The 23,290-nt window shown below is 70.5% G+C and carries 21 protein-coding genes and 1 riboswitch; of the genes, 8 read left to right on the top strand and 13 right to left on the bottom strand.

Annotated features, from left to right (window positions below):
- Entirely contained in the window at positions 1-1,314 is a 1,314-nt protein-coding gene (locus ACWPKK_RS26965; protein WP_452010568.1) for a cobyrinate a,c-diamide synthase, read from the bottom strand.
- Positions 1,307-2,122: a uroporphyrinogen-III C-methyltransferase gene (gene cobA, locus ACWPKK_RS26960; protein ID WP_324870823.1), complete on the bottom strand. Its 816-nt coding sequence runs from the start codon at positions 2,120-2,122 to the stop codon at positions 1,307-1,309. The genes ACWPKK_RS26965 and cobA overlap by 8 nt, the downstream gene beginning before the upstream one ends.
- 64 nt (positions 2,123-2,186) lie before the next feature.
- On the opposite strand from cobA, the gene ACWPKK_RS26955 reads away from it, so the two are divergent.
- Positions 2,187-3,308, top strand: coding sequence for a cobalt-precorrin-5B (C(1))-methyltransferase (locus ACWPKK_RS26955; RefSeq protein ID WP_452010788.1), 1,122 nt, complete (start codon positions 2,187-2,189; stop codon positions 3,306-3,308).
- Between the two features lie 149 nt (positions 3,309-3,457).
- Here the strand turns inward: ACWPKK_RS26955 and cobM are convergent, their stop codons facing one another.
- From cobM to cbiE, 3 genes are read right to left on the bottom strand one after another with little or no spacing between them, the layout of a single operon-like run.
- A complete protein-coding gene (gene cobM / locus ACWPKK_RS26950; RefSeq protein WP_452010564.1) occupies positions 3,458-4,219 on the bottom strand; it encodes a precorrin-4 C(11)-methyltransferase in 762 nt (253 codons plus the stop codon).
- Complete coding sequence (locus ACWPKK_RS26945) at positions 4,216-4,659, bottom strand: cobalamin biosynthesis protein (protein WP_452010562.1); 444 nt, start codon at positions 4,657-4,659, stop codon at positions 4,216-4,218. The genes cobM and ACWPKK_RS26945 overlap by 4 nt, the downstream gene beginning before the upstream one ends.
- On the bottom strand, positions 4,647-5,900 hold the full coding sequence (gene cbiE / locus ACWPKK_RS26940) for a precorrin-6y C5,15-methyltransferase (decarboxylating) subunit CbiE (protein WP_452010786.1): 1,254 nt from the start codon (positions 5,898-5,900) through the stop codon (positions 4,647-4,649). The genes ACWPKK_RS26945 and cbiE overlap by 13 nt, the downstream gene beginning before the upstream one ends.
- Positions 5,901-5,955: 55 nt before the next feature.
- Here cbiE and ACWPKK_RS26935 point away from each other — a divergent pair, with 55 nt between their 5' ends.
- Entirely contained in the window at positions 5,956-6,696 is a 741-nt protein-coding gene (locus ACWPKK_RS26935) for a cobalt-precorrin-6A reductase (RefSeq protein WP_452010784.1), read from the top strand.
- 187 nt (positions 6,697-6,883) lie between these two features.
- On the opposite strand, the gene cobJ is transcribed toward ACWPKK_RS26935, so the two are convergent.
- The 8 genes from cobJ to ACWPKK_RS26895 form a co-directional block, all read right to left on the bottom strand.
- A complete protein-coding gene (gene cobJ / locus ACWPKK_RS26930) occupies positions 6,884-7,642 on the bottom strand; it encodes a precorrin-3B C(17)-methyltransferase (RefSeq protein ID WP_452010560.1) in 759 nt (252 codons plus the stop codon).
- Positions 7,639-8,394, bottom strand: coding sequence for a precorrin-2 C(20)-methyltransferase (locus ACWPKK_RS26925; RefSeq protein WP_452010556.1), 756 nt, complete (start codon positions 8,392-8,394; stop codon positions 7,639-7,641). Before ACWPKK_RS26925 ends, cobJ begins: the two co-directional genes overlap by 4 nt.
- Entirely contained in the window at positions 8,391-9,029 is a 639-nt protein-coding gene (locus ACWPKK_RS26920; protein ID WP_452010554.1) for a precorrin-8X methylmutase, read from the bottom strand. The genes ACWPKK_RS26925 and ACWPKK_RS26920 overlap by 4 nt, the downstream gene beginning before the upstream one ends.
- Complete coding sequence (gene cobG, locus ACWPKK_RS26915) at positions 9,022-10,362, bottom strand: precorrin-3B synthase (protein WP_452010552.1); 1,341 nt, start codon at positions 10,360-10,362, stop codon at positions 9,022-9,024. The genes ACWPKK_RS26920 and cobG overlap by 8 nt, the downstream gene beginning before the upstream one ends.
- Entirely contained in the window at positions 10,359-13,760 is a 3,402-nt protein-coding gene (gene cobN / locus ACWPKK_RS26910) for a cobaltochelatase subunit CobN (protein WP_452010550.1), read from the bottom strand. The genes cobG and cobN overlap by 4 nt, the downstream gene beginning before the upstream one ends.
- A 168-nt stretch (positions 13,761-13,928) precedes the next feature.
- Positions 13,929-14,990: a cobalamin biosynthesis protein CobW gene (gene cobW, locus ACWPKK_RS26905; RefSeq protein ID WP_452010548.1), complete on the bottom strand. Its 1,062-nt coding sequence runs from the start codon at positions 14,988-14,990 to the stop codon at positions 13,929-13,931.
- Between the two features lie 13 nt (positions 14,991-15,003).
- The gene (locus ACWPKK_RS26900; protein WP_452010545.1) at positions 15,004-15,759 is read right to left on the bottom strand and encodes a CbtA family protein; all 756 of its coding nucleotides are present in this window, start codon (positions 15,757-15,759) and stop codon (positions 15,004-15,006) included.
- A gap of 9 nt (positions 15,760-15,768) precedes the next feature.
- The gene (locus ACWPKK_RS26895; protein WP_149227097.1) at positions 15,769-15,957 is read right to left on the bottom strand and encodes a CbtB domain-containing protein; all 189 of its coding nucleotides are present in this window, start codon (positions 15,955-15,957) and stop codon (positions 15,769-15,771) included.
- 46 nt (positions 15,958-16,003) lie between these two features.
- Positions 16,004-16,226, bottom strand: a riboswitch (cobalamin riboswitch).
- 370 nt (positions 16,227-16,596) lie between these two features.
- Between ACWPKK_RS26895 and ACWPKK_RS26890 the strand changes: the two genes are divergently transcribed.
- From ACWPKK_RS26890 to ACWPKK_RS26865, 6 genes are all read left to right on the top strand, one after another.
- Positions 16,597-17,364 (top strand): ABC transporter ATP-binding protein, encoded by a 768-nt coding sequence (locus ACWPKK_RS26890; protein WP_452010542.1) that lies wholly within the window; start codon positions 16,597-16,599, stop codon positions 17,362-17,364.
- Positions 17,357-18,079: an ABC transporter ATP-binding protein gene (locus ACWPKK_RS26885; RefSeq protein WP_452010540.1), complete on the top strand. Its 723-nt coding sequence runs from the start codon at positions 17,357-17,359 to the stop codon at positions 18,077-18,079. Before ACWPKK_RS26890 ends, ACWPKK_RS26885 begins: the two co-directional genes overlap by 8 nt.
- A 153-nt stretch (positions 18,080-18,232) precedes the next feature.
- Positions 18,233-19,441 (top strand): ABC transporter substrate-binding protein, encoded by a 1,209-nt coding sequence (locus ACWPKK_RS26880; protein ID WP_452010538.1) that lies wholly within the window; start codon positions 18,233-18,235, stop codon positions 19,439-19,441.
- A 179-nt stretch (positions 19,442-19,620) separates the two neighbouring features.
- Positions 19,621-20,508, top strand: coding sequence for a branched-chain amino acid ABC transporter permease (locus tag ACWPKK_RS26875; RefSeq protein WP_310115470.1), 888 nt, complete (start codon positions 19,621-19,623; stop codon positions 20,506-20,508).
- Positions 20,509-20,544: 36 nt separating this feature from the next.
- Positions 20,545-21,486, top strand: coding sequence for a branched-chain amino acid ABC transporter permease (locus tag ACWPKK_RS26870; protein ID WP_452010782.1), 942 nt, complete (start codon positions 20,545-20,547; stop codon positions 21,484-21,486).
- A gap of 380 nt (positions 21,487-21,866) precedes the next feature.
- A complete protein-coding gene (locus tag ACWPKK_RS26865; RefSeq protein WP_452010535.1) occupies positions 21,867-23,282 on the top strand; it encodes a sigma-54 interaction domain-containing protein in 1,416 nt (471 codons plus the stop codon).
- Positions 23,283-23,290 lie beyond the last annotated feature (8 nt).

The raw sequence follows: 23,290 nt of genomic DNA, 5'->3' as shown, positions 1-23,290 counted from the left end.
TCACCCCCGCGCGATCAGGTGGACGAAAGACCCCAGCGCCAGCCCGCGCTGGCTGCCGAGTACGCCCAGGTCGCTGCCGTCCGCCGCCGTGGCACTCAGCAGCGGTGCGTCGTCGCCGCGGGCAAGGGTCGAGGCATAGTGGAACTCGTGACCCATCAGCGGAGATCCTGCCGGACCCAGCGGGCCGTCGGCCAGCAGAGCCGCGCGGCGATAGCCCAGATGCAGCCGCCGCTTGGCGAAGGAGGTGCGCACCCCCAGCAGCCCGGTCATCGGGTGGGTGACGCCGTCGGCATCCTCCAGCGTTTCGCCCATCACCATGTAGCCGCCGCATTCGCCATAGACCGGCACCCGCTCCGCCGCCGCGCGCAGCCCGTCGCGGAAGGCGTGGTTGGCGGCGAGGCGGCCGGCATGCAGCTCCGGATAGCCGCCGGGCAGATAGACGGCGTCCGCATCCTCCGGCGGCGTCTCGTCCGCCAGGGGGGAGAAGAAGCGCAGCTCCGCCCCCGCCGCCTGCCAGCCGGCGGTCAGGTGCGGATAGATGAAGGTGAAGGCGGCATCCTGCGCGATGGCGATGCGCTGGCCCAGCGGCGGCAGGGCGGGGGCGTCGCTGCCCGGCCCGGCCTTCGAGGGATTGGCGAGAGCCACGACGCGGTCGAGGTCGACGTGCTCCGCGACGAAGCGGCCGAGTGCCGCCAGCCGGTCGGCCAGCCCCTCCGTCTCGTCGGCCTGGACGAGGCCGAGATGGCGTTCGGGCAGGCTGAGGTCGGGTGCGCGGGGCAGGGCGCCCAGCAGGGGGATGCCCAGCGCCTCGATGGCGTTGCCGGCCAGCGCCGTGTGGCGCGGGCTGCCGACATTGTTCAGCACGACACCGCCGATGGTCACGTCGTCGCGGTAGGTGGCGAAGCCCTTCACCAATGCCGCGGCCGACTGCGACTGGCCCTTGGCGTTCACCACCAGCAGGACCGGCCAGCCGGTGCGCGCCGCGATCTCCGCTGTCGAGCCGGTGCCGGTGGCGCCGACGCCGGCCACGCCGTCGAACAGGCCCATTAGCGCCTCGCAGACCAGCAGATCGGCGCCCTCGGCGGCGCGGGCGGCCAGCCCGTCCAGCAGCTCCGGCCCCATCGCCCAGGTGTCGAGGTTCACGCTCGGCCGGCCGGTGGCGGCGCGGTGGAAGGCCGGGTCGATGTAATCCGGCCCCGACTTCACCGCCCCCACCGCCACGCCGCGGGCGCGCAGCGCCGCCAGCAGCCCCAGCGTCAGCGTCGTCTTGCCAGTGCCCGATGCCGGGGCGGCGATGATGAGACCGCTAGTCATTCTTCCCTCTGGCATGTTGCAGCGCCATCTGGCCCGGCAGCCATTCCAGCGCCGGGCGCAGCCGCACCACCTCGCCGATCACGATGATGGCGGGCGGCTCCAGATCGCTCGCCGCCAGATCGGCGACGCAGGTGCCGAGGCTGGTGACGAGGCTCTTCTGGTTGGCGGTCGTCGCCTCCGTCACCACGCCGACGGGGGTGTCGGCGGACAGGCCGCCGGCCATCAGCTCCGCCGCGATGGTCGGCAGCGCCTTCCAGCCCATATAGAGGATCAGCGGCGCCTTGGTGGCGGCCAGCGCCCGCCAGTCCGGTCCGCCGCCCAGCGAATGGCCGGTCGCCAGGATCACCGCCTGGTTGGTGTCGCGGTGGGTCGCCGGGATGCCGGCATAGGCCGGGCCGGCGATGCCCGACGTGATGCCCGGAACGATGCGGAAGGGGATGCCCTCTGCCGCCAGCGCCTGCGCCTCCTCGCCGCCGCGGCCGAAGACGAAGGGGTCGCCGCCCTTCAGCCTGAGGACGCGGTGTCCTTCCTTTGCCAGCTCGATCAGGCGGTTGGTGATGTCGTCCTGATGGGCGGAGGGGCGGCCGCCGCGCTTTCCGGCGAACTCCAGCCTTGCCGACGGGCTGGCGAGCGCCATGATCCGTTCGCCGACCAGCGCGTCATGGACGATGACGTCGGCTTGCCTTAGACCTTGCAGGGCCAGCAGGGTCAGCAGGCCGGGATCGCCGGGGCCGGAGCCGGCCAGCCAGACGCTGCCGGGGGCGAAGGGGACCAGGACGCTTTCGGGAATGGACGACTCAAACGACATGAACGCGGACTCGGGCTCGGAGAAGACGGAAGGCGGTGCGGAGGGCGCCGGGGAGGGGGGCGGCATGCCGGAGCATGCTACACCCTTGCGCCGCGGCTGGACGACGGGAACCTGTGCCACCGCGGCGGCGCGTGCGGCGGCAGTGGCTCTGTTCGGCCGGGAGTTTCCCGATCCGGTGACCGTGACCCTTCCCGGCGGCCAGACCCCTGCCTTCGCGCTGGCGGTGACGGAGCGGGGGGAGGGGGCGGACGGCTCCCCGGGCGGACCCTGGGCCATGGCCGGCGTGGTCAAGGATGCCGGCGACGATCCCGACGTCACCCACGGCGCGCTGGTGCGGGCGCGGGTCTGGCGCGGCGCGCCCGGCAGCGGCGTGAGTTTCCGCGCCGGTCCCGGCGTCGGCACCGTGACGCTGCCCGGCCTGCCGCTGGCAGTGGGCGAGCCTGCCATCAACCCGGTGCCGCGCAGCATGATCGCGCAGGCGGTGGGGGAGGCGGCGCGTGACGCCGGCCAGCCGGCCGATCTGGTGGTCGAGGTCGGGGTGGAGAATGGCGAGCAGCTCGCCAAGCGCACTATGAACGGGCGGCTCGGCATTCTGGGTGGACTGTCGATCCTGGGAACCACGGGGATCGTCGTGCCCTATTCCTGCGCGGCCTGGATCGCCTCGATCCAGCGCGGCATCGACGTAGCACGGGCGGCGGGCTTGCGCCATGTCGCGGCCTGCACCGGCGATCTGTCGGAAAAGGCGGTCGTCGCGCGCTATGGCCTGCCCGAACAGGCGCTGCTCGACATGGGCGATTTCGTCGGCGGCACGCTGAAGTACCTGCGCCGGCACCCCATCCCGCGCCTGACCCTGTGCGGCGGCTTCGCCAAGTTCGGCAAGCTGGCGCGTGGGCTGATGGACCTGCACAGCAAGCGCCATGCCGTGGACTTCGACTGGCTGGCCGAACGGCTGGCGGATCTCGGGGCCGGGCCGGAGCTGATTGCGGAGACGCGCGGCGCCAATACGGCGGCGCAGGTGCTGGGCATGGCGGACGCCGCCGGCCTGCCGCTGGCCGACCATGTGGCCGAGCTGGCCCGCCGCGCCGCGCAGGATGTGCTGGAGGATGCGCCGGTGGAGGTCGAGGTGCTGGTCACCGACCGCCAGGGACGAATCGTGGGGATGGCTCCCTTCAATAGAATTACCTGATGCGACCGGATGATATTCCCTCTCCCCCCCGGGGAGAGGGTTAGGGTGAGGGGGACGCACTGCTGGGATCTTTTCGGCTGCGCCGAACCCCCTCATCCCGACCTTCTCCCCGGGGGGGAGAAGGGGATTGGCGCTGGCTTGGGCAAGCCTCACTCCCCCAACCCCCGATAGCGCCGCACATGGCTGCCGTCATAGAGCGCGCTGCAGCGGAACTCCTCATGGCCCAGCGCCGGGCCGACCAGGATCAGCGCGGTGCGCTCCATCGGTGAGGCCACGACCTGCGCCGCGATGTCGGCCAGAGTTCCGCGCAGCACCCGCTCGTCCGGCCATGTCGCGCGGTAGACCACCGCCGCCGGGCAATCGGCGCCGTAGAGCGGGGTCAGCCGCTCCACCACCCGGTCGATGACGTGGATCGACAGGTGGATCGCCAGCGTGGCGCCCGAGGCGCCCAGCACCTCCAGCGTCTCGTTGGCGGGCATGGCCGAGGCGCGCCCCTCGGTGCGGGTCAGGATCAGCGTCTGGCTGACCTCCGGCAGGGTCAGCTCGCGCCCCAGCGCGGCCGACGCCGCGGCAAAGGCCGGCACGCCGGGGGTGATGGTGTAGGGGATGCCCAGTTCCCGCAGCGCGCGGGTCTGCTCGCCCAGCGCGCTGTAGACCGACAGGTCGCCGGAATGCAGCCGCGCCACGTCCTTGCCGGCGGCATGGGCGGCCTGGAATTCGGCGACGATCTCCTCCAGCGTCAGCGGGGCGGTGTCGATGATCCGCGCATCGGCGGGGGCGTGGGCGATGATCTCCTTCGGCACCAGCGAGCCAGCATAGAGGCAGACCGGGCAGCGCGCGATCAGGTCGCGGCCGCGCAGGGTCAGCAGGTCGGGAGCGCCCGGTCCGGCACCGATGAAATGGACGGTCATGAACGGGTCTCCAAAAGAGCGACGGCAGGCAAGGCAAGTGCGACGGTGGCGCGGGGGGTGGAGCGGCGCGGCAGCAGCAGGCGCGATCCCGGTCCGGCAGCGGCCAGCGCCGCGGCCTCCGCGACCGACGCCAGCCCGACCGCGGCCAGCACGGTGGATGATCGGGTGTGGACGCGGTCCTGCGCCGCCAGCATCGCGTCCTCTTCGATGAAGCGCAGCGGCAGGCCGAGCGCGCGGGCGGCCTCCGCCAGCCCGGCCTCGTCGGCCTTCATCGCCGGGGCGGCGAGCGCCGCCAGCTGGCGCGCGGCGTCGGGCAGGGCTGCCTCGTCGAAGGCGGCGACGACCAGACCGGCGATCTCCTCCCAACCGCAGCCGCGGCGGCAGCCGAGACCGACGAAGACCGGACCGAACAGCAGGGACTCCGACGTCAGGCGGTCCATGCGCCCTCCGCATACGGCTTTTCGGCCCGCCACAGCGTGACCGGCATGGCGGCCCGCCAGCCGCGGAAACCGCCGACCGCCGAGGCGCGGGCGACCGTGATCTGGGTCAGTTCGCCGCCGAGGCGCTTGTGCGCGTCGAACAGCACCGCCTCGCTTTCCAGCGTCACCGCGTTGGCGGCGATCCGGCCGCCGGGGGGCAGGGCGTCCCAACAAGCCGCCAGCAGGCCATCCGCGGTCAGCCCGCCGCCGATGAAGATGGCGTCCGGCCGCGCCAGCCCATCCAGTTCCAGCCCGGCCAGCGCCGCCGGGGCCTTGCCGCGCGCCAGCGTCAGGCCGGACACGCCGAAGGCCGTGGCGTTGGTCAGGATGCGGGCGATGCGCTCCGGGTGGTGTTCGACGGCGATGGCGCGGTTTGCGGGATCGCGCAGCATCCATTCGATGCCGATGGAGCCCGACCCGGCACCGACGTCCCACAGCAGCTCGCCCCGGCGCGGCGCCAGGAAGGACAGGGTGACGGCGCGCACCTCGCGCTTGGTGATCTGGCCGTCATGCTCGAACCAGTCGTCGGGCAGGCCGGGGGCCAGCGGCAGGATGCGGGCGCCGGGGGCGGCGACGCAGTCCAGCGCGATGGTGTTGAGGTCGGCGACCCGCTCGGCGCTCCAGGCATCGGCGGTGGCTTCCAGCCGGGCTTCGCGCGGGCCGCCCATCGCCTCCAGCACCGTCAGGCGCGAGGCGCCGAAACCGCGGGCGCTCAGCAGGGCGGCGAGCTTCGCCGGAGTCGTTCCGTCCCAGGAAAGAAGCAGCAGCTTGGCGTTCGGTTGCAGATGCGGAACGACCAGTTCCAGCGGGCGGCCATGGACAGTCAGGCAGCGGCAGTCCTGCAGGGACCAGCCCAGCCGGGATGCTGCGAGGCTGAAGGCGGAAGCGGCCGGGATCACCGTCGTTTCCGCAGCCGGAACGAGGCGCGACAACGTGGCGCCGACGCCGTACCAGGACGGATCGCCGCTCGCCAGCACGCAGACCCGCTGTCCGCGCCGGGCGATCAGGCCGGGGAAGGCGTCTGTCATCGGCGACGGCCAGGGCAGCCGTTCCTGTCCCGAAACGACCGGCACGAGATCGAGGTGGCGGACGCCGCCATAGAGGACTGTGGAGCTTTCCACCGCCGCGCGGGCGGCGGGCGACAAACCGTCCCAGCCATCCTCGCCGATGCCGACGATGCTGAGCCAGCGAACCGTTCCCATGCTATCCATGGCGCCGATCCTGACGGGTGGGGAGGGGGAATTGGTCAAGGCGCTGATGGACAAAGTGCTGATCCTGGGCGGCACGACGGAGGCAACGGCGCTGGCCAAGCGTCTGGCCGGCCATCCGCGCATCGACGCCCGCGTGTCGCTGGCCGGCCGCACGAAGAACCCGGTGCTGCCGCCGCTGCCGACCCGCATCGGCGGCTTCGGCGGGGTGGAGGGCTTGGCCGATTATCTGCGTGCCGAGGGAATCGAGGGGGTGATCGACGCGACGCATCCCTTCGCGGATCGGATCTCCGCCAATGCCGCCGCGGCCTGCGCACTGGTGGGGGTGCCGCTGCGCCTTCTGACCCGGCCGGCCTGGGTGGCGGGGCAGGGCGACCGCTGGATCGGCGTGCCGGACATGAATGCCGCGGCGCTGGCGCTGCGCGATCTGGGCGACACCGTGTTCCTGACCATCGGCCGGCAGGAGGTCGCGGCTTTCGAGGCGACCCCGGACAAGCGCTACCTGATCCGTGCGGTGGACCCGCCGGAGCCGATGCCGGCCCTGCCGCGCATGAGCCTGATCCTCGACCGCGGGCCGTTCACCGTGGAGGGCGAACTGGCGCTGATGCGCGGGGAGCGGATTGAGGTGGTCGTCAGCAAGAACAGCGGCGGACGCGCCACCGACGCCAAGCTGGAGGCCGCGCGTGAGTTGGGACTGCCGGTGGTGATGGTGGAGCGGCCGGCGGGCAACGGTGTGGCGGAACTGCACGACGTGGGCGAGGCGGTGGGGTGGCTGGAGGGGGTGGGCTGACTCTCCCCCCCTCCGAGTCCCCTCTCCCCCCCGGGGAGAGGGTCGGGGTGAGGGGGATGCACTGCGGGTCTTTCCAAGAATCCTCGCCGTGCATCCCCCTCACCCTGCCCTCTCCCCGGGGGGGAGAGGGGGACTCGCGGTGGGTTGGTCGCGGGTATCTCCGCCCGCACTGCCGTCACGCCCATCCTCACCCCCGATAATGCCGGGGCGTGTAGACCCAGCGCCCGCCGTCAGCGCGCGCGACGAAGCGGGTGTGCGAGGCGCCGATGATGACCAGCGTGCGCATGTCCGCCTGCTCCGCCCGCACCTCGCCCAGCGTGGTCACCGTCAACTCCTCATCCGCGCGGCCGATGGCGCGGCCCAGCACGATGGGAGTTTCCGGAGCGCGGATGTCGCGCAGGGCGTCGAAGGCGGCGCCAAGCTGCCAGGGGCGGGCCTTGGAGATCGGGTTGTAGAGCGCGATGACGAAATCCGCCTCCGCCGCCAGACGCAGGCGCCGCAGCACCACCTCCCAAGGCTTGAGGTTGTCGGACAGCGAGATGGCGCAGAAATCATGCCCCAGCGGCGCCCCGGCCCGCGCGGCGGCAGCCTGCATGGCGGAAACGCCGGGATCGACCGATAGCGGCACCGCATGCCAAGCCTCTGGCGCAGCCGGATCGTCCAGCGCCTCGAATATGGCAGCGGCCATGGCGAAGATGCCGGGGTCGCCGCCCGACACCACCGCCACCCGCCGGCCCTGCGCCGCGAGATCCAGCGCGAAGCGGGCGCGGTCCAACTCCACCCGGTTGTCGGAGGCGTGGCGCACCTGATCCCCCGGCGGCACGCGTTCCAAATAGGGGAAGTAGCCGACGAGGTCGGTCGCCTCGGCCAGATCGCGCCGCGCCTCCGGCGTCAGCCAGTCCTCGGGGCCTGGACCCAAACCGACAACTTTCAACCAGCCGCTCATCCGCGCTTGCCCTCGCCCGGAATGACGATCTGGGAGAAGTAGGGGGCGACGTCGGGCGCCTCCAGGAAGGGCATGAAGCGCTGTTCGTCCATGCTGGCGCGCTCCACATACCATGCCCGCTCGGCCAGCCCGGCGGCGGCGATGGCGCGGCGGACCTTGGGCAAATTCTGGCCCAGCTTCATCACCACGGAGGCGTCGGCGGCGGTCAGGGCGCGGACCAGCGACTCCTCGTCCAGCGTGCCGGGGATCACCGACAGCACATCGTCGCGCAGCATCAGCGGGCGCGGAAGCAGCGAGGCGCTGCACACCATGCTGGTGACGCCGGGGATGACCTCCGTCGCGAAACGGCCGGACAGCCGCAGGAACAGATGCATGAAGGAGCCGTAGAAGAACGGATCCCCTTCGTTCAGGGCTGCGACCGAACGGCCGGCGGCGAGATGCGCGGCGATGCGCTCGGCGGATTCGTCGAAGAAGGCTTCGATCTGGCGGCCATAGTCCGGGTGGGTCGGCGGCAGCTCCACCGTCACCGGATAGACCATCGGCAGCTCGATCTGGTCGGGCTTGATGGCTTGGTCGGCGATGCGGCGGGCCTGGCCGCGGGTGCCGCGCTTGCAGAAATAGGCGACGACCGGGCAGGCGCCGATGGTGCGCACCGCCTTCAGCGTCATCAGCTCCGGATCGCCGGGGCCGACGCCGACGCCGAACAGGGTGCCCATGGTGGGAGGAGTGGGGATCAGGGTCTCGCCGCTCATTCGACGTCGCTCGCCAGCGCGTTGACGGCGGCGGCGGCCATGGCGCTGCCGCCGCGCCGGCCCCGGATCGCCAGATAGGGAACGCCGAAGGGGTTCTCGGCCAGCGCCTCCTTGCTTTCCATCGCGCCGACGAAGCCGACGGGGAAGCCCAGGATCGCCGCCGGCTTCGGCGCGCCTGCGGCCAGCAGTTCCAGCAGGTAGAACAGGGCGGTAGGCGCGTTGCCGATGGCGATCACCGATCCGCCGAGCCGCTCTCCCCACAGGTCGAGCGCGGCGGCGGAGCGGGTGTTGCCGATGCTCTTCGCCAGATCGGGCACGGCGGGATCGCGCAAGGTGCAGACCACCGCATTGTCGGCCGGCAGGCGGGCGCGGGTCACGCCGTGGGCGACCATCTCGCTGTCGCAGAGGATGGGCGCGCCGGCGCGCAGGGCGGCACGGGCGGCGCTGCCGACATCGGAGGAGAACAGCAGGTCCTGGGCCGCATCGACCATGCCGCAGGCGTGGATGACACGCACCGCCACCGGCTTCAGGTCGTCGGGGATGGCGGACAGGTCGGCCTCCGCCCGGATGGTGGCGAAGGACTGGCGGTAGATGGCCGCTCCGTCGCGGATATAGTCGTAGAGCGGCTCAGGCACCGGCGGACTCCTCGGTCAACAGATCCGCGACGCGGGCCACGGCGTCGGCGGGGGACAGGCCGGTGTGCGGGGACTCGTCACCGGGTTTGGCGTTCAGGGCGACGTCATACACCCCGTCGCGGGCGGTCAGGGTGACATCGGCGGTGGCGGGGTGGGCGCAGCCCTTGGCGCAGCCCGACACATGCACCATTCGGACATGGTCCAGCAAGGGGCCTGCGCGCTCGGCGATGGCGAGCGCGGTCGCATGGGTGTCGGTGGTGCCGACATCGCAGCCGCCCACTCCGCTGCAGGCGGTCAGCTTCAGCCGGCGGTCGGTGTGCGACAGGATGGCGCCATGGGCTTTGGCGATGCCTTCGGCGTCGGAGGAGGGGGCGACGAGGAGCAGGGCGCGCCAGGGGGTGATGCGGATCTCGGCGCAAGCGGCGGCTAGGGCGGCGAGGGTGGCGGCGGTCAGGCGGCCGAAGGGGAAGGCGGTAGTGAGGAATGCCGGCGCCTCCCCGCCATAGGATCCCTTCTCCCCCCCGGGGAGAAGGTTAGGATGAGGGGGTTCGGCATTGCCGAAGAGATCCATAAGGTGCGTCCCCCTCACCTTGATCCTCTCCCCGGGGGGGAGAGGAGAAATCAGGGGGGAGAGGCGCGTTGCGAACGGTTCAGTGCCGATTGCCGCAACCAAACCAGCCATGCGGCGCGGCGGCTCCGGCAACGACGCGCGCAACTCCACGAAGGCGCGGCCCAAGGCCGACGCCACGTCGGCCACATCCTCCGCCCGGCACAGCCCGAGCGGCGCGGCCGTCGCCAGCGTGCCGCCGAGAGACACCCGGAACCGCTCCGCGTCCACCGCGTCGAAGCGTACATCCGTGCTGCTGCCGGCCAGATGGCCGATCCCGCCGCCGCAGACCAGCCAGCCGAACTTCGGCGGCAGGCCGTGCAAAGCCGTGTCCTCCGACAGACGCGCGTCCAGCGTACGTGCCGCCGCCCGTACGTCCATCGCCGCCGTGGGGTCCAGCCCGGCGGTGGGGGAGCACAGGACGTTGCGCACCGCCTCGCTCGCCGCATCGTCGGAGACATAGCCCATCTCGCGCAGGGCGTCGGTCACCGGCGCCAGCGCGTCGGCCGGAATGCCACGAAGCTGCAGGTTGCCGCGATGGCTGAGGTCGATCAGGCCGTTGCCGTACCGGTCGCCCAACTCGGCGATGCGGCGGGCATGCTCGGCCGGCAGCACGCCCGCGGGGACGCGGACGCGCAGCAGGAACCCGTCGCCGACCTGCATCGGCGCCAGCACGCCGGGGCAGGTGCCGCGGCGTCTGGGCTGGTTGGCGACAGGGTTGGTCATGCGGCGGTCTCCCGGAGGCGCCGCAGATCCTCTGCGGTGGAGTTGCGGCGGGGGTGCCACAGGCCGCGGTCGAGCGCCTCGCTCATGCGCGCCAGAATGTGCCGGGCAGCCGCCGGATTGGCATGCGACAGGAAGTCCCACACCTCTGCATCCTCGACGTACGCGTCATACAGCTGGTCGAAATGGGCGGGACGTACGGCGTCGGTGGTGGCGGCGAAGGCGAACAGCGTGTCCACGCCGGCTGCCAATTCGGCCGCCCCGCGATAGCCATGGCGCATCATGCCCTCGATCCAGCGCGGATTGGCCGCCCGGCCGCGCAGGGTGCGGGCGATCTCCTCCGCGAGCGTGCGGACGGCGAGTTTCTCCGGATCGGCACTGTCGAGATGATAGAGCGTCGGTTCGGAGTCCTCCAGCGCGGCGGCGGCGGCAAATCCGCCTTCGAATTGCATGAAGCCGTCGGTGGACAGCACGTCATGCTCGCGCTGGTCCTGGTGGTGAACGAGCGCGTCGGCCCCCCCGACCCGGCGGCGGAACAATGCTGGCAACGGCACCCCCTCCAGCCCGGCACCATAGGCGTGACAGCCGCCTTCCAGATAGGCGGCGCCGAAGTCGGCCCGCGCGGTCCAGTCGCCGCGCGCGATCATGCCGGACAGCGCGGTGCCGTAAATGCCGGGGGCGGCGCCGAAGATACGGGCGGTGGCCCAGCGGCGGGCGTCCGCCGCGTCGGTGCCGGATGCCGCGAGGCGCTGTTCCTCCGCCCGCGCGGTGGCGGCCAGCGGGTTGGTGTCGTCCGGCTCGTCCAGCCCGGCGACGGCGCGCACCGCCTGATCGAACAAGGCGATTTGCTGCGGGAAGACGTCGCGGAACAGGCCGGAGATGCGCAGCGTCACATCCACCCGCGGGCGGCCCAGGACGCCGGCCGGCATGATCTCGTAGCCGGTGACGCGGCCGGAGCCGTTCTCCCAGATCGGGCGGACGCCGAGCAGGGCCAGCGCCTGGGCCAACTCGTCGCCGCCGGTGCGCATGGCGGGGGTGCCCCAGCAATCCACCACCAGCCGGCGCGGCCAGTCGCCATGGTCCTGGAGATAGCGGGTGATCAGCGCATCCGCCGCCTGCCAGCCGAGCGTCCAGGCGGTCGGCGTCGGCACCCCGCGCGGGTCGAGCGCATAGAGGTTGCGGCCGGTCGGCAAGGTGTCCGCCCGTCCGCGCGCTGGCGACCCGCCGGGACCGGGGCGGACGAAACGGCCGTCCAGCCCGTCGAGCAGCGCCCGCATCTCCGCCTCGCCGCAGGCATCTATGGTATCGGCGGCGGCGGCGACCATGGCCGGATCGGCGGAGCGGGCGACGGCGGCGGTCAGGCGGTCGCGGCGGTCTCCGGTCGGGCTGTGGCCGAAGACATGCAGGCCGTCGCGGATCTGCAGTTCCTTGATGTCGCAGAGATGGGCGTCCAGCCGCGACAGGATGGCGTCGGGATCGTCGTCGGGGCGCAGGTTGCAGTCGGCGGCGACGCCGGATTTCCAGGCGAGATCGAGGATGGTTTCGCGCAGCATGCCCAGACGCCGCGGGTCCAGCCCGGTCGCCTGCGAATACTCGTCGATGGCGGTTTCCAGCGCGGCGAGTTCGCCGTAGAGGCCGGACTCCACGGGCGGCGGGGTCAAATGGCCGATCAGCACGGCGCCGAGGCGGCGGCGCGCCTGCACGCCCTCGCCGGGGTTGTTGACGATGAAGGGATAGAGGGTCGGCAGGGCGCCGCCGACGATCTCCGGCCAGCACTCCGCCGACAGCGCCACCGCCTTGCCCGGCAGCCATTCCAGCGTGCCGTGGGCGCCGATCTGCACCAGGGCATGGATGCCGACGGCATGGCGCAGCCACAGGTGGAAGGCGAGATAGGCGTGGCTGGGCGGCGTGTCGGGATCGTGGTGCTGGGCGGTGGTCAGGGAGCCGTGGCCGCGGCTGGGCTGCACCGCCACCACGGCATTGCCGCAGGGCAGGAGGCGGAAGGCGAAGGCGCCGTCCAGGCAGGCGGGGTCGGCGGCCGGATCGCCCCAGGTCCGGGCGATGCGGGCGCGCAGCTCCGGCGGGGCGAGTCGCTGGTAGTCGGCCAGCGACAGGGTGGGGGTCGGGGCGGCGGTGAGTGCCGCCATGAGGTCGGCGTCGCTGTCCGGGATGGCGGACAGGCTGTAGCCCTCGGCGGACAGGCGCTGGAGCATCGCCACGGTGCTGGCCGGGCTGTCGAGGCCCACCGCATGGCCGATGCCGCCGCCGGGACCGGGATAGTCGGAAAGCACCAGCGCCAGGCGGCGCTCCGGCCGCGGGGTGCGGGACAGGCGGACCCAGCTTGCCGCGAGATCGGCGGTGAATGCCACCCGGTCGGCGATCGGGCGCAGGACCGGGGCGGCGAATTGCAGGTCGGGGTCGGGATCGCCCGCCGTCTTGAAGGCGATGGCGCGGGCGATGATGCGGCCGTCCATCTCCGGCAGCACGACGTTCATCGCGAGGTCGGACGGCCCGAGTCCGCGTGACGAGGCCTGCCAGCCGGCTTCCGGCGTGGTGGCGAGGATGGCCTGCAGGACCGGGCTGCCGTTGGCCTCCAGCGGGGAGCCGTCGTCGCGGGCGGCGGAGAAGGCGGTGGTGTTGACGACCACGGCGGCGTTCTGCGCGGTCAGGCTGGCGCGCATCCAGGCGGCGCAGTCCGGCTCCTTCAGGCTGGCGACGAACAGCGGGCGGGGGGCGAGACCGCGGGCGGCCAGCGCGTCGCACAGGGCGTGGGCCGGGGCGAGGTCGCCGGCCAGCAGGTGGGAGCGGTAGAAGACCACCGCGGCGACCGGCGCGTCGTCGGCGGCGGAGCCGCTCCAGCCGTCATAGGCACCGAAGCGTGGGACCGGGGCGGGGTCCTCATGGGGCAGGGGCGTGCCGGCCAACGTCGCGGCGCAGGCCAGCAGCTGGGCCATGTTGGCCGGGCCGCCTTCGGTGAAATAGCGCCACAGGCGGTCGGCGGCGTCGGGGGCGACGGTGCCGTAGGCGGTGAGGTTCGGGTCGGGCTGCGCCTCGCCGGACAGGACGGCGAGCGGGATGTCGCGCTCGCGGCACAGCGCGGAGAGGCGGTCGAGGCCGTAGCGCCAATAGCCGCTGCCGCCGAGCAGGCGCAGGACCACCAGCTTCGCCTTGGCGACGATGGTATCGGCGTAGAGATCGACCGACAACGGATGGCCGAGCCGGTTGAGGTTGGCGAGGCGGAGGCTGGGCAGCCGGTCGCGCCCGGCCCGCCATGCGGCGGCGAGCGCGGTCAGGTCGCTGTCGGAGAAGGACAGCATGACGAGGTCGGCCGGCGTCTGCCCCAGGTCTTCCGCCTGGGGGCCGGCGTCCAGTTCGTCCTGGCGGGCGGCGAGCAGGTGCATGGGTGTCCGCGGATACGTTCAAGGAGTGGGGACACTTGCCCCCACCCTAACCTCCCCCGCTGGGCGGGGGAGGGGACTAAGCGCTTGTGCGGAAGAGTGGCGGCAGTCCCTCCCCCGCCCAGCGGGGGAGGTTAGGTGGGGGTCTAACTCCGCACCAAGTCCCAACTCTTACCCAACAACCGCCCGCGTCACCGCATCGCGGTCCAGCCCGGTCTCGCCGATCACCACAAGCCGGCTGCGGCGTTCCTCGCCGGGCTTCCACAGGCGGTCGTAGTGGGTCTGGATGCGGGTGCCGACGCCCTGGACCAGCAGCCGCATCGGCTTGCCGGGCACGTCGATGAAGCCCTTCAGGCGCAGAACGCCATGCAGGCCGGCGACCTGCTCCAGCGTCATCGCCAGACGGGCGGGGTCGGGCTGCGGCGGCAACTCCACCACGAAGCTGGTGAAGTCGTCGTGGTCGTGTCCCTCTTCGTCGTCATGATGGCTGGGACGGTTGGCGAGGTCGTCCTCCACCGCCGCACCGACGCCCAGCAGGACCAGCGGATCGACGGCGCCCTGCGACGCGCGCACCAGCTTGGCATCGCGGCCGACCGTATGGCTCAGCGCGCCACGGATCAGATCCTCGACGCGGGCGAGGTCGTCGGCGGCGACCAGATCGGTCTTGTTGACGACGATCAGGTCGGCGCAGAGCAGCTGGTCCTCGAACACCTCTTCTATCGGCGTTTCATGATCGACGGTGCCGGCGGCATCGCGCTGGGCCTCCAGCGCCGCGGGATCGGGGGCGAAGCGGCCCTCGGCGGCGGCGGCGGCATCCACCACGGCGATGACGCCGTCCACGGTGACGCGGGTCTTGATCGCCGGCCAGTGGAAGGCCTGGACGAGCGGCTTGGGCAGGGCCAGGCCGCTGGTCTCGATCACGATATGCTCGGGCGGCTCCGGCCGGGCCAGCAGCTTTTCGATGGCCGGGACGAAATCGTCGGCGACGGTGCAGCACAGGCAGCCGTTCGCCAGCTCGATCACGTCGTCTTCGGTGCAGGTCGGGTTGCCGCAGGCGCGCAGGATGTCTCCGTCGATGCCGACATCGCCGAACTCGTTGATGATCAACGCCAGCCGGCGGCCATCGGCCTTTTCCAGCAGGCCGCGGATCAGCGTGGTCTTGCCGGCGCCGAGGAAGCCGGTGATGACGGTCGCCGGAACCTTGCCGGCGACCGTCTTGGGAAGGGCGGACATGGGACGTAACTCCTTAACGCGCGCCGGGCTGGGGCCGCAAGGCCGGGCGATGCTCGGCCTCGCCAACCAGACCGCTCATCAGCCAGCCGCAGGCCGCGCCCAGGATCGCCCAGAACAGGGCGGCGCTGCCCAGAGAGGCGGTGACGAAATGGGCAGCCAGTTCCGGCGGGACGGCGCCCTCGGCACTTTCCGGATGGGGGGCGCCGACCAGATGGGGAAGTGCGGCGGCCAGGACGGCGGCGGCGATGACGAGGCGGTTGCGGGCAAAGGCGAGCGCGGCCATGCCGACGCCGGCCCCGGCCGCGGCGGCCAGCCACCAGAACTGGCGCAGCTCCAGATCGGCCCCGGCCATTCCCGGCAGTTCCGGCGGTAGGCCGAAGGAGGGCGCCAGCGAAACGGCGACGAAACCGCCGGCCCCCCACACCAGCCCGCGCCGCGCATCGACCGGCCGACCGGCCAGCAGCATCGCGGCCGATAGCAGCAGCGCATAGGCGACGCCGGTCAGCAGGTTGGAGGCGATGGTCAGGCCGATGCGCTGCATCGCCTCATCCAGAGTGGTGGGCACGCCTTCGCCGACCTCGCGCACGGGGCCGTGCTGGTGGGACGCCGCAGGTGCACCGGCTGGCGCGGGCGGCGGAGTCACCACCTCGTATTTCTCGGCTTCGAGGATCAGCGGGACGGTCGTCGCCTGCTGAACGACGGAAGCGGCCGTGCCGGAGAGCACGCCCGCGACCAGGGCGGCTGTGAACAGCCGCCGGATCAGATCCATGACCCTGGCTTAGTGGCAGGGGAACGCGAAGGAGTGACGGGCATCGTGGGCCGCGTCGTGGATCTGCTGCGGCTGGGCGAAGCCGACGCCGTACAGCAGGAAGCTGCCCAGCAGGATCGCGGCGAAGGCGGCGACCGCGGTCTGGGCGGCGCTGCGGGTCGCGGAACCGGCGGCAGTGTGGAGCGAACGCGTGGTCATGGAACGAAATCCTTGCTGTCCCGCCACACCCGGCGGGGAAGGGATAAGGTCGATGTCTCCGCCGGCAGGTTTCCTGGCTCGCGGGTCGTCGCATCGCCGTCCGCCTTCCCGGCACGAAGGCCAGTGGCATGATGGACAGGACGCTCGCCGCACACAGTTGCGGGGGCAGCCGCGGCATTGGTCCCCGTGCAACGAGGATCCGCACCGCATTCCCTATTATCCCCGCCGTCCGTCAGGACGGGCAGGGCACCGTCGGACGGCCACCATCGCAGTGCGGTGCCGATTTGGCAAGTCCGCAATATGGCGTCGGCCGTACGGACGATCTTGCGCGCAAACATTTTGGATGGTGTCATGTTTGGCGGACAGAGTGTCCGCGATTCCGACACTTTCCGGCGACAAGGTCCGGAGCGGAGAGAGGGGAGGCGGAGGCAAACCCGCGGAGAAACAATGGGTCCACAGGCCCGGGCGAAGCGAACCCTGCCGTGGCACGCTTCGTGCGTACAACAATCGGTGAAACGTCCCGCCGTATGGCGGCCCCCGGGCTGGGAGCCCGGATATAAGCCCCGGGCACAAGCCCGGACATAAGCCCCCGGGCCCAGGCCCGGACATAAGAACGAACGGGAGGAGAATTCGCGACCGATGAACGCCGCACCGAACGACGACATCATCCTGGAAGCGCGGGGCCTGACGAAGGAGTTCAAGGGCTTCGTAGCGGTGAAGGAGGTGAACCTGCAGGTGAAGCGGGGCACCATCCATGCGCTGATCGGCCCGAACGGCGCCGGCAAGAGCACGGTGTTCAACCTGCTGACCAAGTTCCTGACGCCCACGCGCGGCCAGATCCTCTACAAGGGCCGCGACATCACCCGCACCAAGCCGGCGGACATCGCGCTGATGGGGCTGGTCCGGTCCTTCCAGATTTCGGCCGTCTTCCCGCATTTGAGCGTGCTGGAGAATGTCCGCGTGGCGCTGCAGCGGCCGCTCGGCACCAGCTTCCATTTCTGGAAGTCCGAATCGACGCTCTACGACCTGCACGACCGGGCGCTGGAACTGATCGAGGCGGTGAACCTCACCCCCTGGGCCGGCCACACCGCCGCCGAGCTGCCCTATGGCCGCAAGCGCGCGCTGGAGATCGCCACCACCCTGGCGCTCGACCCCGAGGTGATGCTGCTCGACGAGCCGCTGGCCGGCATGGGCCATGAGGACATCGAGGGCACCGCCGCGCTGATCAAGCGCGTCGCCGCCGACCGCACCGTGCTGATGGTGGAGCACAACCTGTCGGTCGTCGCCCACCTGTCGGACACCATCACCGTGCTGCGCCGGGGCGAGATCCTGGCGGAGGGACCCTACGAGGTCGTCTCCAAGAACCCGCAGGTGATGGAAGCGTATATGGGGACCGGACATGCCTGACGGGATGAGCACCAAGACTGCGATGCTGGAGATCGCCGACCTGCACGGCTATTACGGCGAAAGCCATGTGCTGCACGGCGTCAGCCTGGAGGTGCGGCAGGGCGAGGTGGTGACGCTGCTGGGCCGCAACGGCGCCGGCAAGACCTCCACCATGCGCGCCATCATGGGGATCATGGGCAAGCGCACCGGCTCCATCCGCTTCCAGGGGCAGGAGCTGATCGGCATGGCGCAGCACAAGATCCCGCGCCTGGGCATCGGCTATGTGCCGGAGGAGCGCGGCATCTTCTCCAGCCTCAGCGTCGACGAGAACCTGACGCTGCCGCCGGTGGTGAAGGAGGGCGGGATGACGATCCCGCAGATCTACGACCTGTTCCCCAACCTGAAGGGCCGCGGCTCGACCCAGGGCACGCGGCTGTCGGGCGGCGAGCAGCAGATGCTGGCGATCGCCCGCATCCTGCGCACCGGCGCCACCATGATCCTGCTGGACGAGCCGACCGAGGGGCTTGCCCCGGTCATCATCGAGCAGATCGGCGTGGCGGTGCGGGCGCTGAAGGCGCGCGGCTTCACCATCGTGCTGGTGGAGCAGAATTTCCGCTTCGCCGCCACCATCGCCGACCGCCATTACGTGATGGAGGAGGGCCATGTGGTGGACATGATCCCCAACGACCAGCTCGACGCCAACATGGACAAGCTCCACACCTATCTCGGCGTGTAGCCCGTCCAGCCTTCCGATCATTCCCGGCATCGACGCCGATCCGCCCGCTTTTGCGGCCGGGGCGGCGAACCGCCGGGGCTTTGCCCGATTTTGGCTCCAGGTTCCCGCGACGGGGACCGGCCGACAATAAAACCAAGAGGGAGAGACCTTCCGATGCGCACGCTTCTTCTCGCCGGCACCGCCCTGCTGACGCTGGCAGGGACCGTAATTCCGGCCGCGGCCCAGGTGTCGGACAACGTCATCCGCATCGGCGTGATGAACGACCGTTCCGGCATCTACGCCGATCTGGCCGGCGAGGGATCCGCCATCGCCGCGCGGATGGCGGCTGAGGAGTTCGGCAACAAGGTCGCCGGCGCCCCTGTCGAGATCGTCGTCGCCGACCACCAGAACAAGGCCGACATCGCCGCGTCGAAGGCGCGCGAGTGGGTGGACACCGGCGGCGTCGACGTGATCGCCGACGTGCCGAACTCCGCCGCCGCGCTGGCGGTTCAGGGCATCACCAAGGACAAGAAGCGCATCTTCCTGATGTCCGGCCCGGGCGCCACGGCGCTGAGCGGCGCGCAGTGCAGCCCCTACGGCTTCCACTGGACCTACGACAACTACGCCATGGCCGCCGGCACCGGCCGCGCCCTGTATGAGCAGGGCAAGAAGAAGTGGTTCTTCGTGACCGCCGACTACGCCTTCGGCCAGTCGCTGGAGGAAGAGACCACCAAGATGGTGAAGTCGCTGGGCGGCACCATCGCCGGTGCGGTCCGCCATCCGCTCGGCACCGCCGACTTCTCCTCCTTCCTGCTGCAGGCGCAAGGCTCGGGCGCCGACGTGATCGGGCTGGCGAACGCCGGCGGCGACACCATCAACGCGGTCAAGCAGGCGGCGGAATTCGGCATCACCCAGTCGGGCCAGAGCCTGGCCGGCCTGCTGCTGTTCATCTCCGACGTGAATGCGCTGGGGCTGCAGTCGGCCCAGGGCCTGATGCTGACCACCGGCTTCTACTGGGACATGGACGACCAGACCCGCGAGTGGTCGAAGAAGTTCGAAGCCAAGGCCGGCAAGAAGCCGACCATGGTGCAGGCCGGCGTCTATTCGGCGGTGAAGCATTACCTGAAGTCGGTCGAGGCGGCGAAGACCGACGAGGCCGACAAGGTGTCCGCCAAGATGCGCGAGATGCCGGTCGAGGACATGTTCGCCAAGAAGGGCAAGATCGCCGCCAACGGCCGCATGTTCCACGACATGTACCTGGTCCAGGTCAAGACCCCGGCCGAGTCGAAGGCGCCCTGGGACTACTACAAGGTCGTCAAGACCATCCCGGCCGAAACGGCCTTCTTGGATCCGAAGCAGAGCGGCTGTGCGCTGGTGAAGTGAGGGGGAGCTAGACCCCCACCCTAACCCTCCCCCGCTGGGCGGGGGAGGGGATTAGGCGCTTGTTCGAATAGATTGCGGCAGTCCCTCCCCCGCCCAGCGGGGGAGGTTAGGTGGGGGTATTCGAAGCCGACAATTCCCACCCAGAAGAACAACAACCACGAACCGGGAGAGACGCGGATATGTTCAGCCTGCTGGGAGTTCCGCCCCAAGTCCTGTTCGGGCAGCTTCTGCTCGGCCTGATCAATGGTTCCTTCTATGCGCTGCTCAGCCTCGGGCTGGCGGTGATCTTCGGCATGTTGAACGTCATCAACTTCGCCCACGGCGCGCTGTACATGGTCGGCGCCTTCGTGGCGTGGCTGCTGCTGACCTATGCCGGAATCGGTTACTGGGGGGCGCTGGTGCTGGCGCCGGTGGCGGTCGGGCTGCTGGGCATCGCGCTGGAGAAGTCGATGCTGTCGCGGCTGTACAAGCTCGACCATCTCTACGGGCTGCTGCTGACCTTCGGGCTGGCGCTGATCCTGGAAGGGGCGTTCCGCCACCAGTACGGCGTGTCGGGCCAACCCTATCCGATCCCCGCAGCCCTCCAGGGCGGGCAGAACCTGGGTTTCATGTTCCTGCCCAACTACCGCGCCTGGGTGGTCGTAGCCTCGCTCACCATCTGCTTCGGCACCTGGTTCGCCATCGAGCGGACGAAGCTGGGCGCCTATCTGCGCGCGGCGACGGAGAACCCGACGCTGGTCCAGGCCTTCGGCATCAACGTGCCGGTGATGGTGTCGCTGACCTACGGCTTCGGCGTGGCGCTGGCCGGGCTGGCCGGCGTGCTGGCGGCGCCGATCTATCAGGTCTCGCCGCTGATGGGGACCAACCTGATCATCATCGTCTTCGCCGTGGTGGTGATCGGCGGCATGGGCTCCATCCTGGGCGCCATCGTCACCGGCCTGGGGCTGGGGCTGCTGGAGGGGCTGACCAAGGTCTTCTATCCCGAGGCCTCCAACATCGTCGTGTTCGTCGTGATGGCGATCGTTCTTCTCATCAAGCCCGCGGGCCTCTTCGGACGGGAGCGCTGATCCATGACCGTCGCCAGCAACGCAACCACCATCGCCATGCGCGGGTCCTCCCGCGGCACCGGCACGGTGCTGATCGCCGCCCTCCTGCTGCTGATCGCCGTCGCGGCACCCTTCGTGCTGTATCCCGTCTTCCTGATGAAGGTGCTGTGCTTCGCGCTGTTCGCCTGCGCCTTCAACCTGCTGATCGGTTTCGCCGGCCTGCTCAGCTTCGGCCATGCCGCCTTCTTCGGCGGAGCGGCCTACATCGCCGCCCACACGGTGAAGGTCTGGGGCTGGGCGCCGGAGTTCGGCCTGCTCGCCGCCACCGCGGTGGCCGGGGCGATGGGGCTGGTCTTCGGCCTGATCGCCATCCGCCGGCAGGGCATCTATTTCGCCATGATCACGCTGGCGCTGAGCCAGATGATCTTCTTCCTGGCGCTGCAGCTGCCCTTCACCCATGGCGAGGACGGCATCCAGGGCGTGCCGCGCGGCACCCTGTTCGGGCTGTTCGACCTCAACCAGCCGCTGACCATGTACTACACCGTGCTGGCGATCTTCGTCGGCGGCTTCGCCCTGATCTGGCGCACGGTGCATTCGCCCTTCGGCCAGGTGCTGAAGGCGATCCGTGAGAACGAGCCGCGCGCCGTCTCGCTCGGCTACCGCACGGACCGCTATAAGCTGGTCGCCTTCGTGCTGTCGGCCTCGCTGGCCGGTCTCGCCGGCGGAACCAAGGCCATCGTCTTCCAGCTCGCCAGCCTGACCGACGTGACGTGGCAGATGTCGGGCGAGGTGGTGCTGATGACGCTGCTGGGCGGTATGGGCACGCTGCTGGGGCCGGTGGTCGGCGCCGGGCTGGTGGTGACGCTGGAAAGCTACCTCGCCTCCACCAGCCTGCCGGTGCCGGTGGTGATCGGCTGCATCTTCGTCGTCTGCGTCCTCGTCTTCCGCCGCGGCATCGTCGGCGAACTGATGGCCCGCCTGCCGAAGCGGGGGCACTGAGTCCACCGTCCATTTCCGCGAACTTCCCCAGGGGGGACCGAAAGGTCCCCCTCCTTTTTCCGTCTTCCTGCCCGTTTGGGTTGAAAGTCACGAAGAAGGGAGGGATATGGCGGAGGATGTAGAGAACAGGTCCGGGTTGCCTTTTTAAAAAGCGTACCGGCTTGCGGTGCCGTCAAGCTCTGGTCTGATGAACGGGTGCGGATCGACCCCGCGCACCCGCCCGATCCTGCGCGCCTTCCCTTTAATCCGACGGATGGGCTACTATGTTGACCTCTGATATTGTTGGCAAATTGCGCTGCAATGCAGCAGGCCCCAAAGCGGGCATCGCAAGGGGCCTCGACACCGGGACGACGAAGATCGGTCCCGTTTGGGAGGGTGACGTGGGCGACACCGTCGATTTCGAAGCGTTGCGCCAGCGCGCGGTGCACTCCCTGTTCGAACACCTGGAATCCATGTGCGTCGGCGCCGTCGCGGTCGACCACAATGGCCGCATCGCCTGGATGGACGAGAAGTACAAGGCGCTGCTGGGCGTTCCCGGCGATCCGCGCGGCCGGCAGGTGGAAGACGTCATCCCCAACAGCCAGCTGCGCCGGGTAATCGAGAGCGGCCAGCCCCAGCCGCTGGACATCATGGAATTCGACGACCGGTCCTTCGTGGTGACGCGGATGCCGCTGTTCGGCATCGACGGCTCGATCATCGGCGCCATCGGCTTCGTGCTGTTCGACCGCGCCGAGTATCTGCGCCCGCTGGTCCGCAAGTACGAGAAGATGCAGGAGGAGCTGACCCGCACCCAGCAGGAGCTGGCGCATGAGCGCCGGGCCAAATACTCCTTCTCCCAGTTCCTGGGCGCCAGCGAATCGATCCGCGAGATCAAGCGGCTGGGCCGCCGCGCCGCCCAGATGGACAGCACCGTCCTGCTGCTGGGCGAGACGGGGACGGGCAAGGAACTGCTGGCCCAGGCCATCCATTCCGCCAGCCCGCGGGCGTCCAAGCCCTTCGTCGGCGTCAACGTCGCCGCCATCCCGGAAACCCTGCTGGAGGCGGAGTTCTTCGGCGTCGCCCCCGGCGCCTACACCGGGGCCGACCGCCGCCACCGCGAGGGCAAGTTCCAGCTGGCCAACGGCGGCACCCTGTTCCTGGACGAGATCGGCGACATGCCGCTGCCGGTGCAGGCCAAGCTGCTGCGCGTCCTGCAGGAGCGGGAGATCGAACCGCTGGGCTCCAACAAGGTGGTGCGGGTCGATGTGCGCATCATCGCCGCCACCAGCCGCGACCTGCACGCCCTGGTGCGCGAGAAGCAGTTCCGCGCCGACCTCTATTACCGGCTGAACGTGGTGCCGATCACCCTGCCGCCGCTGCGCGACCGGCCGGAGGATATCGAGAGCATCGCCGACCGCATCCTGGAACAGCTGGCGATCCAGCAGGGCACGCCGCCGCGCGAGCTTCTGGAGTCGGCGGTGCAGGTGCTGCGCGACTATGACTGGCCGGGCAATGTGCGCGAGCTTTACAACACGCTGGAGCGGGTGGTAGCGCTGACCGACGCGCCGATCCTGACCGCGCCGCACATCCGTAGCGTGCTGCCCGGCACCCAACATCCGGCCGGCGCCTCGGCCCTGCCGCTGGCAGCCGGTGCGCGGCCGTTGCAGGAGGTGCTGCACGCCGCCGAACGCCACGCCATCGCCGCGGCGCTGGAGGAAGCCAACGGGGTGAAGGCGCGGGCCGCGAAGCTGCTGGGCATTTCGCGCGCGTCGCTGTACGAACGCATGGTGACGCTGGGGTTGGGGGCGACGCAGTAGGCGCCGGC

The organism is Azospirillum largimobile (assembly GCF_977007025.2).
This window is presented reverse-complemented; position numbering and strand designations above follow the sequence as displayed.

Coding starts and splice junctions, on each gene's coding strand:
- ACWPKK_RS26965 (WP_452010568.1), bottom strand. CDS start 1,314: ATGACTAGCGGTCTCATCATCGCCGCCCCGGCATCGGGCACTGGCAAG.
- ACWPKK_RS26945 (WP_452010562.1), bottom strand. CDS start 4,659: ATGGACCGCCTGACGTCGGAGTCCCTGCTGTTCGGTCCGGTCTTCGTC.
- ACWPKK_RS26890 (WP_452010542.1), top strand. CDS start 16,597: ATGAACGCCGCACCGAACGACGACATCATCCTGGAAGCGCGGGGCCTG.
- cobA (WP_324870823.1), bottom strand. CDS start 2,122: ATGTCGTTTGAGTCGTCCATTCCCGAAAGCGTCCTGGTCCCCTTCGCC.
- ACWPKK_RS26955 (WP_452010788.1), top strand. CDS start 2,187: ATGCCGGAGCATGCTACACCCTTGCGCCGCGGCTGGACGACGGGAACC.
- ACWPKK_RS26870 (WP_452010782.1), top strand. CDS start 20,545: ATGCGCGGGTCCTCCCGCGGCACCGGCACGGTGCTGATCGCCGCCCTC.
- ACWPKK_RS26935 (WP_452010784.1), top strand. CDS start 5,956: ATGGACAAAGTGCTGATCCTGGGCGGCACGACGGAGGCAACGGCGCTG.
- ACWPKK_RS26925 (WP_452010556.1), bottom strand. CDS start 8,394: ATGAGCGGCGAGACCCTGATCCCCACTCCTCCCACCATGGGCACCCTG.
- ACWPKK_RS26880 (WP_452010538.1), top strand. CDS start 18,233: ATGCGCACGCTTCTTCTCGCCGGCACCGCCCTGCTGACGCTGGCAGGG.
- cbiE (WP_452010786.1), bottom strand. CDS start 5,900: ATGGGAACGGTTCGCTGGCTCAGCATCGTCGGCATCGGCGAGGATGGC.
- cobG (WP_452010552.1), bottom strand. CDS start 10,362: ATGACCAACCCTGTCGCCAACCAGCCCAGACGCCGCGGCACCTGCCCC.
- ACWPKK_RS26895 (WP_149227097.1), bottom strand. CDS start 15,957: ATGACCACGCGTTCGCTCCACACTGCCGCCGGTTCCGCGACCCGCAGC.
- ACWPKK_RS26900 (WP_452010545.1), bottom strand. CDS start 15,759: ATGGATCTGATCCGGCGGCTGTTCACAGCCGCCCTGGTCGCGGGCGTG.
- cobN (WP_452010550.1), bottom strand. CDS start 13,760: ATGCACCTGCTCGCCGCCCGCCAGGACGAACTGGACGCCGGCCCCCAG.
- cobJ (WP_452010560.1), bottom strand. CDS start 7,642: ATGAGCGGCTGGTTGAAAGTTGTCGGTTTGGGTCCAGGCCCCGAGGAC.
- cobM (WP_452010564.1), bottom strand. CDS start 4,219: ATGACCGTCCATTTCATCGGTGCCGGACCGGGCGCTCCCGACCTGCTG.
- cobW (WP_452010548.1), bottom strand. CDS start 14,990: ATGTCCGCCCTTCCCAAGACGGTCGCCGGCAAGGTTCCGGCGACCGTC.
- ACWPKK_RS26885 (WP_452010540.1), top strand. CDS start 17,357: ATGCCTGACGGGATGAGCACCAAGACTGCGATGCTGGAGATCGCCGAC.
- ACWPKK_RS26875 (WP_310115470.1), top strand. CDS start 19,621: ATGTTCAGCCTGCTGGGAGTTCCGCCCCAAGTCCTGTTCGGGCAGCTT.